Annotated in this window: 15 protein-coding genes and 1 pseudogene; 1 reads left to right on the top strand and 15 read right to left on the bottom strand. The window is 39.5% G+C overall.

From position 1 onward, the window contains the following. Positions 1 to 14 precede the first annotated feature (14 nt). The 6 genes from FTV14_RS12270 to FTV14_RS12245 form a co-directional block, all read right to left on the bottom strand. On the bottom strand, positions 15 to 1,337 hold the full coding sequence (locus tag FTV14_RS12270) for a restriction endonuclease subunit S (RefSeq protein ID WP_180053964.1): 1,323 nt from the start codon (positions 1,335 to 1,337) through the stop codon (positions 15 to 17). Beyond that, positions 1,334 to 3,571 carry a class I SAM-dependent DNA methyltransferase gene (locus tag FTV14_RS12265; RefSeq protein WP_180053963.1) on the bottom strand — a complete coding sequence of 746 codons (2,238 nt, stop codon included), beginning with the start codon at positions 3,569 to 3,571 and terminating at the stop codon, positions 1,334 to 1,336. The genes FTV14_RS12270 and FTV14_RS12265 overlap by 4 nt, the downstream gene beginning before the upstream one ends. 27 nt (positions 3,572 to 3,598) lie before the next feature. Beyond that, complete coding sequence (locus tag FTV14_RS12260) at positions 3,599 to 4,192, bottom strand: restriction endonuclease subunit S (protein WP_180053962.1); 594 nt, start codon at positions 4,190 to 4,192, stop codon at positions 3,599 to 3,601. 240 nt (positions 4,193 to 4,432) lie between these two features. Continuing rightward, a complete protein-coding gene (locus tag FTV14_RS12255; RefSeq protein WP_120368170.1) occupies positions 4,433 to 6,373 on the bottom strand; it encodes a DUF262 domain-containing protein in 1,941 nt (646 codons plus the stop codon). A gap of 56 nt (positions 6,374 to 6,429) precedes the next feature. Further along, positions 6,430 to 7,497: an HNH endonuclease gene (locus tag FTV14_RS12250; RefSeq protein WP_180053961.1), complete on the bottom strand. Its 1,068-nt coding sequence runs from the start codon at positions 7,495 to 7,497 to the stop codon at positions 6,430 to 6,432. Positions 7,498 to 7,500: 3 nt separating this feature from the next. Then, positions 7,501 to 8,091 (bottom strand): bifunctional 2-polyprenyl-6-hydroxyphenol methylase/3-demethylubiquinol 3-O-methyltransferase UbiG, encoded by a 591-nt coding sequence (locus FTV14_RS12245; RefSeq protein ID WP_180053960.1) that lies wholly within the window; start codon positions 8,089 to 8,091, stop codon positions 7,501 to 7,503. A 192-nt stretch (positions 8,092 to 8,283) separates the two neighbouring features. Here FTV14_RS12245 and FTV14_RS12240 point away from each other — a divergent pair, with 192 nt between their 5' ends. Continuing rightward, positions 8,284 to 8,433, top strand: coding sequence for a hypothetical protein (locus FTV14_RS12240; protein ID WP_180053959.1), 150 nt, complete (start codon positions 8,284 to 8,286; stop codon positions 8,431 to 8,433). Between the two features lie 40 nt (positions 8,434 to 8,473). On the opposite strand, the gene FTV14_RS12235 is transcribed toward FTV14_RS12240, so the two are convergent. The 9 genes and pseudogenes from FTV14_RS12235 to FTV14_RS12195 all read right to left on the bottom strand — a co-directional run. Further along, positions 8,474 to 8,704, bottom strand: coding sequence for an AlpA family transcriptional regulator (locus FTV14_RS12235; RefSeq protein WP_180053958.1), 231 nt, complete (start codon positions 8,702 to 8,704; stop codon positions 8,474 to 8,476). A 96-nt stretch (positions 8,705 to 8,800) separates the two neighbouring features. Further along, a complete protein-coding gene (locus FTV14_RS12230; protein WP_180053957.1) occupies positions 8,801 to 9,724 on the bottom strand; it encodes a hydrolase or metal-binding protein in 924 nt (307 codons plus the stop codon). Between the two features lie 197 nt (positions 9,725 to 9,921). After that, positions 9,922 to 10,989, bottom strand: a complete 1,068-nt coding sequence (locus FTV14_RS12225; RefSeq protein ID WP_180053956.1) for a YqaJ viral recombinase family protein — start codon at positions 10,987 to 10,989, stop codon at positions 9,922 to 9,924. 183 nt (positions 10,990 to 11,172) lie between these two features. Further along, positions 11,173 to 12,201: a DUF932 domain-containing protein gene (locus FTV14_RS12220; RefSeq protein WP_180053955.1), complete on the bottom strand. Its 1,029-nt coding sequence runs from the start codon at positions 12,199 to 12,201 to the stop codon at positions 11,173 to 11,175. 74 nt (positions 12,202 to 12,275) lie between these two features. Further along, positions 12,276 to 12,578: a hypothetical protein gene (locus FTV14_RS12215; protein WP_180053954.1), complete on the bottom strand. Its 303-nt coding sequence runs from the start codon at positions 12,576 to 12,578 to the stop codon at positions 12,276 to 12,278. Between the two features lie 329 nt (positions 12,579 to 12,907). Then, on the bottom strand, positions 12,908 to 13,885 hold the full coding sequence (locus FTV14_RS12210; protein WP_180053953.1) for a hypothetical protein: 978 nt from the start codon (positions 13,883 to 13,885) through the stop codon (positions 12,908 to 12,910). Between the two features lie 71 nt (positions 13,886 to 13,956). Beyond that, entirely contained in the window at positions 13,957 to 14,931 is a 975-nt protein-coding gene (locus tag FTV14_RS12205; protein ID WP_257219783.1) for an inovirus-type Gp2 protein, read from the bottom strand. Positions 14,932 to 15,304: 373 nt separating this feature from the next. Beyond that, on the bottom strand, positions 15,305 to 15,742 hold the full coding sequence (locus FTV14_RS12200) for a hypothetical protein (protein ID WP_180053952.1): 438 nt from the start codon (positions 15,740 to 15,742) through the stop codon (positions 15,305 to 15,307). Then, positions 15,739 to 15,858: pseudogene (locus FTV14_RS12195) on the bottom strand (IS30 family transposase); the annotation flags it as partial. The gene FTV14_RS12200 and the pseudogene FTV14_RS12195, both read right to left, overlap by 4 nt.

Here is a 15,858-nt window from a genome sequence, read left to right as displayed (position 1 = left end):
ATGACCCAATGTTTTTAGTTTACTTTAAGATTTCGAACATCAATCTTCCCTGTCACCACTTGCGTGATTAAGGTTGAGCGATATTCTTTCAGCTTTTCAATACTTGAATTGACCAATTTAACTTGCCTATTAATCGTTTCAATTTCCATATCTAAATAGCTACTAATAGCTTTCTGCTCTTCCAAAGGTATATCAACGATTGGTAATGATACTAGGACTGATGAGTTAATAGCTGGATAACTGACACCTACTGAATTAGCTACAATACTACCGATCATTCCTTCTGATTGAATCCAATATCCTAAAAATTTCGAATCTAGGATATCCAACGGGCTGAGAACTGCAAATCCTGTTGATGCAATTAAGTTATCTTCAGCAGACTCAACATAAGTTATTGCTTTAAGATAAGTACGAACAGTAGAAACTAGCACATCACCACTTTTAACAACTCGTCTAGCTCGTGATGGCGCATTCTCAAATAAGAGTTCTTCCTTATTCTTAATACCAGCCGTTAAAGAAACATTTGAAATATCAACATATAAAATCTCATAATCTGAATCAGTTTTATCCGTTAAAGTCTTAAGGTTACAACCAACTGAAAATTTGAGTTTTTTAGTATCCCAGTGCTTAGGAATGTTACCTAACCATTCAACATCACTCTCTTTCATCTCCACATCAGGATTTAAGCCCTTTGTCACCGCATGAGAAATTAAAGCCACACGTTGTTCAGCCAATTTTTCCAATAAAGTTTCTTGCTTGGCAATTAAAGCATCAACTTGGGCAAGGCGTTTATCTAAAAAATCTGCAATGATTTTTTGTTCATCCATTGGAGGCAATGCCAACTTTAGCTTCTTTAAATCATCTTGACTCAAATTAGGCTGACCACCACCATTAGATAAGGAAATTAAAATTGGTCTCCTCATCCAAAGCCAATAATATAAAAATTTATGATTTAGCACTTTTGAACCACTAAATACACAGCAAGCCTGATTGAAAGTAGCTTCTTTTGCTAAAATACCTAACCTCCCAATAGTTGCACCATACATTGCTATAGCTATACTATTGATAGGATATTTTTTTAAGGCACTATAATCTTGTATCGCTGAGTCTGTGACTTTCTGTTTTGTATCATATATGTATGACTCTCTTAATTCCGAGGTAGTAACCCACAATACATCTCCATCATAATATTCTAAATTGTCACTTTTTGGAGTTGTACCACTTCCAATTAAATCCATAGCATGAGTAATTTTCCATACTTCCCAATGGCTAGGGATTTCCCCTAACCATTGCACGCCACTATCCTTATAACTTTCGTAACGTGGTAATTTGCTCATGCAGACAAACCTCCTAACATCTGCATAATCTCCTGCTCAAGCTGAACAATCTCAGCCTTAATATCCTCTAACGGACGTGGTGGCTCATACACGTAGAAATGACGGTTGATTGGAATTTCATAACCGACTTTAGTTTTACTATAGTCAATCCACGCATCAGCCACATGCGGTAAAACTTCGGCTTTTAAATAAGCTTCGCAATGCGCTGTAACCAATGGCAATAACTTAGACAAGTCAGGCTCTTTGTCATAATTTACAGGCAAAGGTAAAGTCAAATTGTCAGGGAATGAAACAAGTTCTGTATCACGCAATTGCGTATCTGGCTCAATATTCCCTTTACTGTCTTTGCAGACATCCGCAGTCTGATCACGTTCAGACAATGCTTCCAAAATCGCTTTCTTCACAGGTGCGCCAAGCTTAAAGCTTAATCCCTTCAAAATTGGATCAAGGACTTTTAAAAATTCATCACGATTCTTCCAAACCTGATCAGAAATTTTTGCTGTAAGTGCCTTTTTAATCGCTTCCTGTTGTAAACGACCTGCTTGCTCCTCTTTCGAAATTTCAGCAGTATCTTTGACTTTCTTACTCTTGGCTAAGCTTGTAAATGTAGACTGTTCATCCAACAAAGCAATGCGTTCAGCAGAAATCATAAAGTTCAAACGTAATGGGCGTTCTACAGTCAGCTTCAAATAACCAAAATCTTGATTATTAAAAATCTTCGAACACACCTTTGCCTCACCAGCTTTGGTTTGGATCAATGCACTGGTGTCTTGATCTTTAAATTTCGAATAAAACTTAGTCAGTTCAGCAATATGGGCTTTAGATAACTCATGGCGCTTGTTACCTAAACTTTTCGCCATTTTCTGATAATGTGCTGTACCATCTATCAACTGCACTTTGCCTTTACGCTGTTCAGATTTTTTGTTTGAAATAATCCAAACATAAGTATAAATACCCGTGTTATAGAACATCTGATCAGGTAAAGCGATAATCGCTTCAAGCCAATCATTTTCGATAATCCAACGACGAATATTACTTTCACCACTGCCCGCATCACCTGTAAATAATGGCGAACCGTTAAACACTACGGCAATACGTGAACCTTCCCCACCATTTTCAGGCGAAGGCTTCATTTTAGAAATCATGTGTTGAGCGAACAATAATGATCCATCATTGATTCGTGGCAAGCCTGCACCAAAGCGACCTGAAAAGCCTTGCTTCTCTTCCTCATCAATAAATTCTTTTTGGTTTTTCCATTCCACACCAAAAGGAGGATTTGAGAACATATAGTGAAAGTCTTTGTCAGCATGACCATCACGCGGAACATACCCATCTTTTTCCTTGGCATTTTTCACACCAAGCGTGTCGCCATACACAATGTTTTCAGCAGGTTCATCTTTAATCAATAAGTCAGAACAACAAATCGCATAAGACTCAGGGTTATATTCTTGCCCATAGACATCAAGGCTAATCTTCTCATTGTATTTCTTAAGAAATTTCTCCGACTCAGACAGCATCCCGCCCGTACCCGCCGTTGGGTCATAAATACTACGGTGCACGCCTGCTTTAATCAGCTCTTTCTGATCCTCCTCAAAAATCAAATTCACCATAAGTTCAATTACTTCACGTGGGGTAAAGTGATCCCCTGCTTCCTCATTTGCCTGTTCATTAAACTTACGTACTAACTCTTCAAATAGGTAGCCCATTTGTAAGTTACTTACGCTACTAGGCGCAAGGCTTAAACCTGATTCAACCAAACCATTACGGAACTCTTGAAAGACTTTATATAAACGGTTTGCATCATCAAGTTTTTCAATTTCTTTCGCAAATTCAAACTTGGCAAAAATATCCTTCGCTTTAGGTGAAAAACCATCAATATACTTTGTTAAATTTGCTGTAAATTGATCTGGATCATCCAACAGTTTTTGTAGATTAAAACCACTGATGTTATAAAGATTTTGTTTACGATTTTTATCCGCAATTTGGCTCAACTGCTTTTGTAAAAAGACATTTGGGGTTTTGTCTTGCAAATTCGCCACAGCTTTTTCATAGCATGCTTTCATCTCATCTGCATGCGGTGCAAGAATTGCATCAAAACGCCCTAATACAATTAATGGCAACATCACACGACGATACTGCGGTGGACGATAAGGTCCACGAATAATATTGGCGATACTCCAAACTAATCCTACAAGTTTAGAATGCTGTGGGTGTTGATTTACTTCATTTGTCATTTCATTTCTCCAATTCAAAAATTCTGTTTATTGCGCCATTTTGGCTTGTATTAAAATTTGTTCGCTCATCGCTTGATTATATTCAGCACGTAAGGCCGTTAATTGCTGAAACACCAATGCCTCTTGATCTGCCTCTTGAACAAGTTGAAGTATTTCTTCTTGCTGATTTAAAGATGGGATAACGATTGATGCCTCTTTTAAAGTTGAGATACTGAGCATCATTAACATTGATCCACGGCTGTTCATTTCAAAATATGAACGCATGACTTGAGAATGGTTAAAGTACCAAGCTAAAAATTCTGGCTTGAGCTTATCTATATTTAGATTCACCACAATAAACTGATTACTCACCACCACTTGATCAGCTTGATCGCCTTTAAACACATAAGCCTTCGGCTCTCCACGAGCAACTACTATGATCGAATTATGTTTTAAATATTGTGGTTTTGAATCATAAGCCCATTCAAGATCAGACAACTGATCATCTGTAATAACAACTTGATCTTTTGTTAAATCTTTAATTTGAATAGCTTTCACATCAAATGTATTGACTGATTTTTCAGGTGGTCGTTGTGTAAACCCTGTATAAATCTCAGCGATATTCTTTAGTTTTGTCTCCATCGTATTTCCTTTTGTTTAACATGGAGCGCTTTGTTATTTTTAAGATATAATCTAAATAACAAAGTCTCCTTTGATGAGTGGATTTTGTTTTGAAAAGTTATTCGATCGCCAAATCTCAACTTTTCAATTCATGCAGTAGAGCTTGTACTGATAAAATCTACTGCATGAACTCACTATACGATGCCCTTCTTATTTATGCAAATTATTTTTGCACTTTTTTTCGTACTGCAAAAAATATTTTTATTCTTCTAATTCTTCTTTATATTTTTTATAGCCTATATAGCCTTTTAAGGACCATTTTTTCATCGCAAATTTAATGTAGCGTTCTTCTTGTTCATTAATAATTTCATTATAAAAATCATAGTAGTAATTAATTGTCTTCTTAATTTCTTGCATAGATTCAACAGTCTTGCGAATGTTTTTCCCTACCTTCCGGACATGCTGTAAATCAGTTGGAGCTTCGTCTAATCCATCAAGATACCGATCTACTTTGACCCATACATCATCATTATTACCTTGAATATTTAACCTAAGTTCTAGTAAGACGAAATTTCCAAGTCTTCTTTTCTGGTAATAATCAATTTCTCTACAATTTTGGCCTTCAAGATTTCGGTTCTCTGTTGCCCATAGATGCTCTATGGATAAATAGTCATTTGTTTTTCCAGATGATCTGCTTTTTAAAATTTTATCGATGTTGATAGTTTTGTGGGGTTGCAAAGAGGATTCATAGTTCATTAAAAAATAGCGCATTCCACGCCAATTATAAAAATCGAATGGACTTTTATTATCCAAACGAAAAGACTCCTCAAACCAGCCATCATGTGCATAACGCTGTACAAAACTTACTAACACGTATTCAAGCGCCTGATCATCATTTGTTAATGTGATTTGACCAACTATTCTATTCTCTTCGGCAATGTAGTGATTTAATAAATTTCCGTAATAGTATTTACTCGCAAATTGATATAAGTCACCTTGCCCAGTGTCTTTCCTAAACGTCATGTTGTTAGCAATATAGACTCGGAAATTCAAGGTCTCTAATAATTGTAGATGTCTCGCAAGAACATCTCCCTTACCTTTATTTTTTATTACAAGAGCTAGGAATAAAGGCATGATTGATGCGTGTACATTTTGTGCTCTTATATTTTCAATCAATGGCTTTATCGAGTTGTCTAATCCAACATAATTCGGTGCATACAAGTGTTCATACCACTTCGCAGCTAATTTCAGAAAATGTATAAATTCTTGAAGTTTTTCAATGGTTTTATTTCTTTTATCTTCAAAATTTAAGCATTGATCTAAATTGATCCTAGCCTTTAGAACATCGTAACCATACTGACTATCTGTTTTATTTATTTTAAAAAATACAACTAAACAATAACGTAAAAAGGAACTTTCATCTTGAGCAGAGGTTTTTTTTGATTTATTTAGTGCCCTTAATATATCTGACCAATTTTCTGAAATTTCTTTTCTTAAAGTCGAGGCTGATAGTTTCACTGAACAGTAGATTAAATAATTTTTTACTTTTTCTAATTCACTTAATGACTTACCTCTATTATTAATAACCTCAAACATAATACCAGTCTCGGCATCTTCAACAGGAGCATAAACTAGAAATCCTAATTTATTTTCTAAAACATACAAAACATCTTGTATCAAAACTCCTTGATCTTGTATTTCTTTCAACCAAATAGATACTGTTTTTCTTACTTCTAATAATCGCTCATGTGACTCAAGACTAATAGGGCAATGTTCAGTATTTCCATCATGCATCACAACCTTCTCAAAAAAAGTTCGAGTATCAGAGTTAAGAGTCAGAATATTTTTTTGATTCCCTATGCTACCTCGCTTTATATAAAGTTCCGTGAACTTATCTTTAGTATTATCATCAAGATACTGAGAAATACACTTTAATATTATTACAAGTGTGGTTAAACGCTGCTGACCATCTACTATCTGAAAACTTTTTTTATCATTCTCTATTGGGGAAAGAACTAAAGTTCCAGTGTAATGACGAATTGCACTTTCATCCAACATGAGATGCCGAATATCCGTTAATAGATCCTCGACTTGTTTTTTTTCCCAGGCATATCCTCGTTGATAGTCAGGAATATAAAAAAAATTATCTTTAAAGATTTCAGGAAGTGTTAGTAATTGCGTAACAAAATTATTATTTAGCATTAGAAAAAATTCAAAATAAATCCGTGAATATAATAATGCCTGTATAGGGTAAATACTTATAAGACAACAAAAAATTTATTACTTTTACTAAATGACTTTTTTTCATTGTCCCCCAACCAAACCAAATACTCATTCTCAACTGCCTGTCTGTATGCCCAATCAGCTACCCGATGTGAACGCTGCATATCGGTTAAGAAACCAAGCTGAGAGACCTCTTGTGTAATCAGTTGATCGTGTAAATAATTCCGTTCCAACCACTGATTCAAAAATTGTTCTGATGCCAGGTAATTACTTTTTTGCGAATTACATTTGTCATCTGCCAACACAAAGTTATGCCCGGTATCTGCAGGATAAAGTGACCATGGGATAAAGTGATCTACTGCGTATTTATTGTTTTTAAGACTCTTACCACAGTAGAAACACTGGCATTCTTGCAGGTCAATGAGAAAGTTTGCGACTTGCCCTAATTGACTACGATTAGGGGCAAACATAAATTCATCCAGATCAGGTAGGCCATCCAAGACAACAAGGTTTTGTTTGTTCAGCCGAATAAAATCAATCCAACGTTTCTGGCACAGCTCTTCAATAATTTCGCTGAACTGCCTCAAGCAATACATCACTTTCGGTAATAATTGCAGAGATTCCTGTGAGTCATTCAAATGGTAGAGAAATTCAAAAGTTTGCCCATTCAGATTTTGCAAGTAGACTACAGGCATTCTTTTCACCGTATCCGCCACAGATTTTCTGAGTTTTAACCAAAAAGTTGCATCTCTTCTTGCAGCGGCGATTGTTTTAAATTGCTGCTGCGCTTTCTGAATTTCACTGATGATCTTTGCTTGCCGACCGGTACTTTGTTGAATCGTAAAAGGTTCATATTGGTTGAACTGAAATGGCAGTGACTGTTTCCAATAAAGATCAATAAACTTCTCAGCAATGTCCAAATAATCTAGACGCAGAGCTGCACCCGTATCTTGTCCCTGTTCAATCGCAAGTCGAGTAATACTTATCAGCAAGGCAAACTTATAGGTTGAAGTGAACGTACCTGACTGCAAAATTTGCTGGATATGCTTAAGGAATTTCAATTGTTCTTGAGGTGTTGGAACGGCTTCATCACTTACAAACATTGTTTAACCCTTTTGCTTTTTGAAAAGAATATTCAGCCATTCTTCTGTTCGGTCTGGGCGTTTATCAATGGTAATCCACTGTTGTAAAAGCAGCACATTATCAAAGTCTTGTAATAATTCATGTGCCTGCTGTTCATTTAAGTCAGTAAAACTGCGCCCATCCTTTTCACGATCTTGACTGCCATATTTAAAGGACATATAGCAAACACCATTTGGCTTTAGTGCCGTTATGATCCTTTGCAAGACATCTGGTAATTGATCACGCTCACAATGCAGCAAAGAGGCACATGCCCAAACTCCATCGTATTTAGCTTGTTCAGCCAATTCATAAAAACTGCCGAATTGCACGGGTAGCCCGGTAAGCTGACGTGCTTTTGCAACCAACTCTTCTGAATAATCAATTGCCTCTACCTGATGACCAAAATTTTTAAAAACCAGCGTATCTCGACCCGAGCCACAGCCCAGGTCGAGAATAGAAGCATGTTCGGGTAAATATCTTAAAAATGATTGGTACAAACTGGTCATGTCCACTTGATAAGTGGTATCAAAGAAGTGGTCAGCATTTTGATTGTAATAGTTTATGGTTTTATTCATGATCTTCGAAATATAGACGGACGTGGTATTCACTTTAAACGCGTGACATAAGCATGCCCTAGTGATTATAAACAGAGGTTGTCAGAAGTTTAATTAAAAACTAAGATAAGACAAATAGTTAAAGATTATAAAAAGATGACTGCTTGCCCTTTATGTAACAATCAACTCGATAGCGAATACTTAGACTCTATCATGGACGAACTTGCTCGCTACAAAGACTCTCCTTTTTACTCCAAGATCGAACAATGCCCTCATTGTCAAAAAGATCTGCTTTTTAAAAAAGTGGCTCTTAGTTATTACCTAATCAGCGATAACAAAGAAATTCTTATTGGTGGCGCATAAAAAAATTCAGTTAGAAATAAGGGAGCCGTAGCTCCCATTTTTATTCTCGATTTTGCAACTTAGCCTCAATCCACTGATTAACTTCCCATGCCACCCAGCCAATACGGGACTCACTGAGACGCACTGGTCTTGGAAAAGTTGGATCATGGTACTTTGAGTTTGGATTGATCATTTCATAAATTTTTGCACGACTAATACTTGTGAAATCGATAACATCTTTAATATTAATAATTTGATTCATCTGAAAAGTCTGACCTGTGACCGCATTCATGATGTTTACTCCTGATCATTGATGCGAGCGCGTATTCGCTCAGATGATATGGCAGTCCAATAAAATTTTACGGAATCCCATGTTATCTAAGTCCATCTAATTCACAGCCCTTACACTCCCCTGTAGACCCTGCTGAATATCCTGCACAAAACCCTCTCTCTGATTGAATTTAGGCTTTGCATTAGTTTTCAGTTCAGTCTGGGTTTGCTCAGATTCATCTTCTGCATAAAATTCATCAAGCACATCCAAGCCCTCCTCGCTGTTCAGCTCAAATCTGGCATTCTCAAAGCCTTTTCTAGCAGTAAAATCTAGTGCTTCCTGATAAAACCCGGCGGCCTTACTCTGCTCATCCATTTGTCGAGCCGAGTGGATTGCCTCCTGCAAGTTCACCCCATCACGCAAGGTCAGATCCACGTAGTACACCGGCTGGCGATAGCTTTGTGTGGTGCTTTTCCCTCGAAGCGTCAATTGCAATGGTAAACATGACAACAATCCTCCTGATGCCGCATGGTAGTAAGCCAGACGTGCAGCCAACGTCCGGATACTATTAAAACCTGTAGTTCTAAAAATGAATGTCCCCAATTCATCCGACTCATCCAGATTGACATGCAGCCGCCCATAAGGTTTGCAATGTCCACCTTGTGCCAATGAGCATAGATCTGGGGATGGACAAGGATGCTGTTCTACGCCTTGAGATGAAATGCGCTGGCAGGTCTGTCCATTCCCCACACAGATCGGACGTCCCGTCTGACGGTCAAACAAACTGTACTCAGCTCTCAAGTTAAGCTCGGGATCATTGAAGATCATCCGTACAGGGATAGATCTCAATTTTCCATTCGGTGCCGCTGCACGTAGCTGTTCATCTAATGGATGCTTAATCCAGCCATCCTTGCTCTGGATCTGACTGGTAATGGTGAACTGGTCATCTTTCTCTGGGAGCCTTTTGCCATTCTTTTCAATGACACGGCCAATGCTGATACGTCCTAGGACTGGAGGTGTAATCGCTAAACCTTTAATCATGGAATGTTCCTCTTCTAAATCGTCATGTGGTGCTTTGAGTCGTGTTGGTTTTTACTTGGTGCATAAAAAATCCCACGCCGTTTTCAGGCATGGGATCTCTTTTAAGTATGCATACATGGTGTTTGAGTGTTGATCGATGGAGAACTAAAGCCAGTGCTGTCTTACTTAGGCTAAGACTGGCTGATACCCATACTAGGCTAGGTATTACTGTAAATCTGGAAACGCCGTGTCCCTGCCCGTGTCATGGGAAACTGTTCAAGCAGCTCAGGATGCAATTTCAGTAAGGCTTTGCTGTCCAGACCGACTGAATCCTTGGCTTTCTTCCAGGTCACTGAACCTGTGGCAAAGGTGGCACGTTCAGTATCTTTCATCAACGCCTGAATCTGATGTTTCAGTTCATCGAAATTGTTTTGATGCTGTTCAATCTGGTTTTTCTCCTCAATGAGCTGATCAAACAATTGATTGGCTGATTCAAGCTGGCTCAGATCAGTCACGCTCAGTGGAATATGCTCTGGATAAAGTTGTTGCAAGGCCTGAGCGGCAGATTCACTGGCATCCACAGCGGGTGGCACATCGTTTTCTACACATGCCCAGAAAGTACGTTCCGCATGAATGATCTGTTTTATCAGCTGTTCATTACGGCTGACTTTGAAAATTTTAGTTTCATGCCCACAGAGTAAAACACAGATATGGGCTGCCTGTTTTCCGGTGACTGCTAATTGGTGCTGTACCTGACAGAGCACATATAACGGTACGCCATCACGCCATAGCTTGGCACCATATTCTCCGGCAGTTTTACATTCCAGAATCTGCACCTCATCACTACCGACTACGGCATAGTCTAGATTGGCGAGCATAAAGGCTTTGTCTGGATCAGAATGCTGTAACACGGCATTGACCCGACGGACTTTGTTGTTGGTGTGCAGGCTGTAATATTGCGCTACCAAAGGTTCGAGTTGCTTGCCCCAATAAAGCGGTGCATGGCCTGAGCTTTCATCTTGAATGTTTTGCTGCACCCGACCCGTCTTGATCATCCATAGTTCCAGCATGGACATATAAGGATTGAGTCCGCACGCCGCGGCAGCATCACTACTGCCAATGCCCTGCTTGCGTACTTCTAGCCATTGCTGATAGTTCAGTTCTTTGGTGTTTGCCAGGCGTTTCGCTGAACTGGAACGTGTAGGTTTGGTTGGCTGGGTGGGTTGAGGTAATGGCAGATGTGGAGGAATGCCAGGTAAATTGGCTACCGGTACGAAGGTATTCATAGGCTTGTTCTCTTGGAATTAGATATTGTTGAAAAGCGGCTGGTCAATTCTGTGGACATAAAAAAAGCCACATCCGGGGAGATGTGGCTAAAGGGTGTTTCTGAGGTTCTGGAGAACTCAACCTCGTAGGCTACTTTAGGCTGACAACCTTAAACAAACATTAAGCAGGAATAAGAAACAGTCTTAAGCAACCAATCTCAATGCCTGTTCCAGTCCGCGTTGTTTCAGTCCTGCTCCGGCTCCAAACCATGCCGAGTCCAGACGGTGATCTGTACTCATGGCACGACGTTCATGATCGGCAAACTCGGTAATGGCACAGAGCAAGCCATACGCCGTGTCTTTGGCTGAAGACAAGTCCGCTCCCCGTCCCTTACCATTGAACATATTCATGACTTTGCTCATGGCTCGTCCGTTCGGTTCAGTTTTGTTGCTGGCCTGATTCGCCACGTTACGGTAGAACTGGATGATATTTTCTTCCTGATCCTGTACCGACATGCTGGTATTGTTAAACACGGCATCAAAGAAAGCTGCGGCTTCGCCTTGGGTGACTTTACGCTGACTCAGCTGTTTCATTTCATACATGTGTTCATCCCAGGCACGCACAGAAATGCCCAGTTGCTGTTTGACTTTGTCGGCATCAAACTTGGTGCTGTGCGGTACTTTGACCACACCCGCACTACTATTCTGTCCACGTAAGGCAATCGCCAAGGTGTTGTTACACACTACACGGATGGAAGTGAATTGGGCTGTGGTAGCCAAGGTGCCATCACAAGCGGTTGCCAGCAGGATGTAACCATTACTGACATCTTTGCCTTTCAAGGTGCTAGTTTGTCCGGTACGTGCCAAAGCCCAGAACTTCTTGCCGCCTTTCAGCACGCCAGCAGTTTCCAGTTCAAAGCCAGACTGCTCGGTGAGATCCCGATAAAATTCCAGAATCTCAAGGGGCTGTACTTCCTGATAACGTTGGCTCACCACGGATAAAGGGGCATGGGTATCCGAACGATACAGTACCCGCTGTTCTTCATACGGCAGAATGATGCTCTGTCCACGATCATTTTTAGCCATATAACTGACATCCGAGGATTCGATACACCAGTCCATACCCGCCTGTTGTGCCCAAATCTCAATCGGTTGATTTGGAGTCAATTGATTACCTAGACCATGCCAAGGGGTATCGCCGACATAGGCCATTTGTTCAATAAGATGTGCCATAAGATTTCTACCTGTATTTTTATAAATTGATGCAAAGGCAAAGAGGTTTTGCCTGAAATAATGAGATGCTTTGCTTAAGCTGCGGCAATCGCAAAGTGACGTTCACAGTTGTTGCAGATGTATTGGCTGTTGGATGGAAAAGATTTATTGAGCATTTGCTGACTGACAAACACCAGGGTTCCGCCAACCACAACACCGATCAGTCCACCAATGGCTGGTGGAACACCGAGGTGCTTGGCGATTTTGACGCCCAAAGAAGCCATGGTTGCGGGTGACATGGTTTGCAGAAGGATGTCGAGCTGGGCAAAACTCTGGTTTTGTACTTGCAAGATGCTGATGTTGTCTGAATGACAATAGGGGCAAGTCATTTGGGTCATGGGCATTTTTTCCTGAGTCAAACGCATAAAAAAGCCCATGAGCCTTTGCTCATGGGCTTTAATTGACTGTATTACCGTTGGCAATAGTTAAATTTGGGACTATCTGGCGTACTGAATAAAAAGGGCTGTAAATTCACAGTTCATACTTGAGATATCCCTTGTTAGTTTACCGGTCTCAGACAGCTGTACAACGTTTAGCTTGCCGAGTCTTCATCTTGATGTTGTGTATTTAAAATTTCTTTATTCTTAACTCACCTTACACCGTACGCCCGACGTTAAAGCAATCTGCTGAAGACAAGATCCTCTAACCTGATGAACCAAACTCTTGCTTAACAGCCTTTCATTGCAGAAAACCCTTTCAACGCTGAAGCTCCCATGTTAAGGACACAAATTTTTTTCGAGGACTCATCAAATGCCGTTTCGTTGGTCGGCAGACTATCCAGATAATCCAGAGGATTCATTGCATTGCTCGCATTAAAGATGTCGTTACCGCCAACGATTAAAGGAGTGATATGCCCTGATATATTGAAATCTATCGAAAAATGGCCTGTGCTCTGCAGTAATCCACCATAACCATCCGTCACTCGATTCCATAGTTGGGAAATCAAATAATCATACTTTGTGTCTACTGAGTACATAACTTTATCGATGGTCAGAAATAAGCAGATCACATAACGATTTTGTTCAACATCCCGAAAAACATGATAAAGCGTGAAAACGCTCTGTGCTCGATACCAGGCCTGCATTTTTAACTGTTTCTCGAATATGTTGAACATTTTCATCACACGTTGAATGTCCATAAATTCATTAAACTGATCATAAAAACCAAGATTGAATCTTAAATCCACTGCATCCACACTGAACTCACTGGTACTGCGATAAGATGTCCGAATCTTGTCCACTCTTTTTTCGTAGTCGTTGTTTACTTTATTCAACATCTCAATAAAGCCAGTAGTTTTGAAAAGCTTTTGCAATTTAAATGCGATCTGATTAATCAACCAGGTCTCATTCTTTTCGCCTGCAGGATAAAAATGGGCAATGCCATGCTCATACAAAACACTGGTATATACCTTTCGAAAGGTGCTGCTCCAGAAAGACAAATCATAGTCTCGATGTGAAACCATCATTAGGTTCCAATCCTTGAAATACTGTAATAAAGCTGTTCTGAATGTACCTATAACAGCATTACTTTGTTCTTGGTAGGAAAGAGCAGGATCATGGCGCTTAAAGCGAACCTCCTTGTAAAACGTGCAAACATCTTGTTCAAGGCGTGGTGCGGTCAAAAGTTCTAGTGATAAAAAGGTCATTTGGGCTGTCCTATGTAGTTTGATTACATAAGACAGTCAAAGATTTATTTTTTTAATTTCTCACATTCAGCCTATAAAGCTTCCACATCGCTTGCATCCCAAATACCAACCTCCGTCTCCAGGGTCTTTTTCTTAAAGTTCGTCGCATAGTTACGCCCATGCGGCTTATAGCTCCCTTTCAAGAAGGTACGGTTATTGTTCAAGCGCACCAGTAGCATTTGGATATATTTTGTGGGTTCAGCCAAATACTCTGCAACTTTCAAAGCATTGGATACCTCTTGACGATTGTCACGATGAATCTTGCCAATCCCCAAGTACTTGTACTGCGCCTTCTTTTCCTTGGTATTAAAATTGGTCCCATAACCAGCTCCATGACTGAGCTCTTTCCATTTAGCAATCACCTGGTCTGCAATATATCGATCCTGCTGCAGCTCCGATCCATTGTAGATTAAAAGCAAATGAGCATGATAACCCTTCATTTCTCCTTGCTCTAAGGCTAAGCCATAGCCCAGCAAGTGCTTAAAACAGCCATTTTTATCTTTCAGCAATAAGCGGAGTTTTTTGATGTGATCCAAAAACTCTCGGATTGTAATTTGATCTGACTTGGCTTTTTCATATCCCAAATCTACCCGTATCATCAATACACAATAATGATCACGAATCATCTCTTTGACATAAGAAATGAAAGAGGCCTGATTGTCGGCCTCTTGACTGTAAAACTCTCGAATTTCCTGCAGAATAGCAGACCGTTGATCCAATAGAATTTGCCTGAAGACTTTTATCTGACGACAAGTCAGGTCATGTAGATACTCAACGTACGGTCTCTCTCCTCTGGCATTATCCACCTGTTCTACGATCAATCGGAATGCAGCTATTGTGCTGGTATAAGAAATGTCGTCATGGTCAAATGCTTTAAAAGCAGGGATCAGCATCTCAAGAGAAGAAATAAATTCCTCATTAGTCATATGGTGGTTGTTGCAATAATCGACCAAATCACGAACTGCACTCATCACACCAGCCTGATGGCTTAAATCAAAACTCAACATCTGAATGACCTTAAATATGAATTGAACTCATATTTAAGGGAATGCGTGTATTTTTTTATTATTGATAAAAGCACTCATCTAAAACACACTCAGGACAGATGGAGAGAAGAAAGTCAAAGGGAACAATATTCGCCATCTGAACACTCAACTCTGTATCCGAGATACGAATCCCATGTACTTCTGTTTACTTGTTCAATATTCTGACTTAAGTGAACTTACAACCTAATATAATTAATAATATTTAATACCGACTTTGAGCAAGTAAGAGTAACCACGGTAAGCCTACCTTATGATTGAAAGAATGAATTGCTAGGCTAGCAATTGGATCGCTCTGTCCGTTACGAGAGTTAAGTCAAAAAGGGACTTTTTTGCTTTAACTCGAACGAAATAAGCCATAAGCTTTTTGTTCTTCGAAACTTAAATCCATCTCTGTACATTTCACTGCATATTCAACTGGATGATTTGAAACTTCATCAAACTCGACCAGCTGAAAACAATCTTTCTTCTGCCCAGGTGTTGAGACAAAATAAATTTTGTCGCAGTAGTCACTGTTATGAACAGGCAGAAACGTTATGGTAAACCAATCTCCTCCTTTAAACCCAATATGATTAGAATAGCCCAATTCCTTCACATACTGGTGCCTCACCCTTAATACGGGCAATAGTTCACTTCGCAGTATTGCTTGAGCAAGCATGAACAATAACTCTGCTCTTAATTCTTCGAGAGTTTCTACACGAATCCTTGGACTCACGGGAATAGTTGCTTTCTCCTTTTCATCTAGTTTTATTTCTTTTATGAATGGCGGATTCAAGCGGCAAGTGCAACAGTATAAAAACCAGCCATAACTTCACTCGGTGTATACCAACCTAGTGTTTTTCTAGGACGATGGTTGAGTGCAAACTCTATCTGCTCTATTTGTTCGTTTGA

The sequence above is a fragment of the Acinetobacter sp. YH12236 genome (genome assembly GCF_013417645.1).
Classification (GTDB): Bacteria; Pseudomonadota; Gammaproteobacteria; order Pseudomonadales; family Moraxellaceae; genus Acinetobacter.
The sequence above is the reverse complement of the archived record's forward strand: the minus strand, read 5'-3'. Positions and strand labels throughout refer to the sequence as shown.

What these genes read in the sequence shown, in the direction of transcription:
- FTV14_RS12215 (WP_180053954.1), bottom strand. Translation starts at nt 12,578, where the DNA reads ATGACCCAAATGACTTGCCCCTATTGTCATTCAGACAACATCAGCATC.
- FTV14_RS12255 (WP_120368170.1), bottom strand. Translation starts at nt 6,373, where the DNA reads ATGCTAAATAATAATTTTGTTACGCAATTACTAACACTTCCTGAAATC.
- FTV14_RS12240 (WP_180053959.1), top strand. Translation starts at nt 8,284, where the DNA reads ATGGACGAACTTGCTCGCTACAAAGACTCTCCTTTTTACTCCAAGATC.
- FTV14_RS12250 (WP_180053961.1), bottom strand. Translation starts at nt 7,497, where the DNA reads ATGTTTGTAAGTGATGAAGCCGTTCCAACACCTCAAGAACAATTGAAA.
- FTV14_RS12260 (WP_180053962.1), bottom strand. Translation starts at nt 4,192, where the DNA reads ATGGAGACAAAACTAAAGAATATCGCTGAGATTTATACAGGGTTTACA.
- FTV14_RS12220 (WP_180053955.1), bottom strand. Translation starts at nt 12,201, where the DNA reads ATGGCACATCTTATTGAACAAATGGCCTATGTCGGCGATACCCCTTGG.
- FTV14_RS12225 (WP_180053956.1), bottom strand. Translation starts at nt 10,989, where the DNA reads ATGAATACCTTCGTACCGGTAGCCAATTTACCTGGCATTCCTCCACAT.
- FTV14_RS12265 (WP_180053963.1), bottom strand. Translation starts at nt 3,571, where the DNA reads ATGACAAATGAAGTAAATCAACACCCACAGCATTCTAAACTTGTAGGA.
- FTV14_RS12235 (WP_180053958.1), bottom strand. Translation starts at nt 8,704, where the DNA reads ATGAATGCGGTCACAGGTCAGACTTTTCAGATGAATCAAATTATTAAT.
- FTV14_RS12245 (WP_180053960.1), bottom strand. Translation starts at nt 8,091, where the DNA reads ATGAATAAAACCATAAACTATTACAATCAAAATGCTGACCACTTCTTT.
- FTV14_RS12205 (WP_257219783.1), bottom strand. Translation starts at nt 14,931, where the DNA reads ATGTTGAGTTTTGATTTAAGCCATCAGGCTGGTGTGATGAGTGCAGTT.
- FTV14_RS12230 (WP_180053957.1), bottom strand. Translation starts at nt 9,724, where the DNA reads ATGATTAAAGGTTTAGCGATTACACCTCCAGTCCTAGGACGTATCAGC.
- FTV14_RS12210 (WP_180053953.1), bottom strand. Translation starts at nt 13,885, where the DNA reads ATGACCTTTTTATCACTAGAACTTTTGACCGCACCACGCCTTGAACAA.
- FTV14_RS12270 (WP_180053964.1), bottom strand. Translation starts at nt 1,337, where the DNA reads ATGAGCAAATTACCACGTTACGAAAGTTATAAGGATAGTGGCGTGCAA.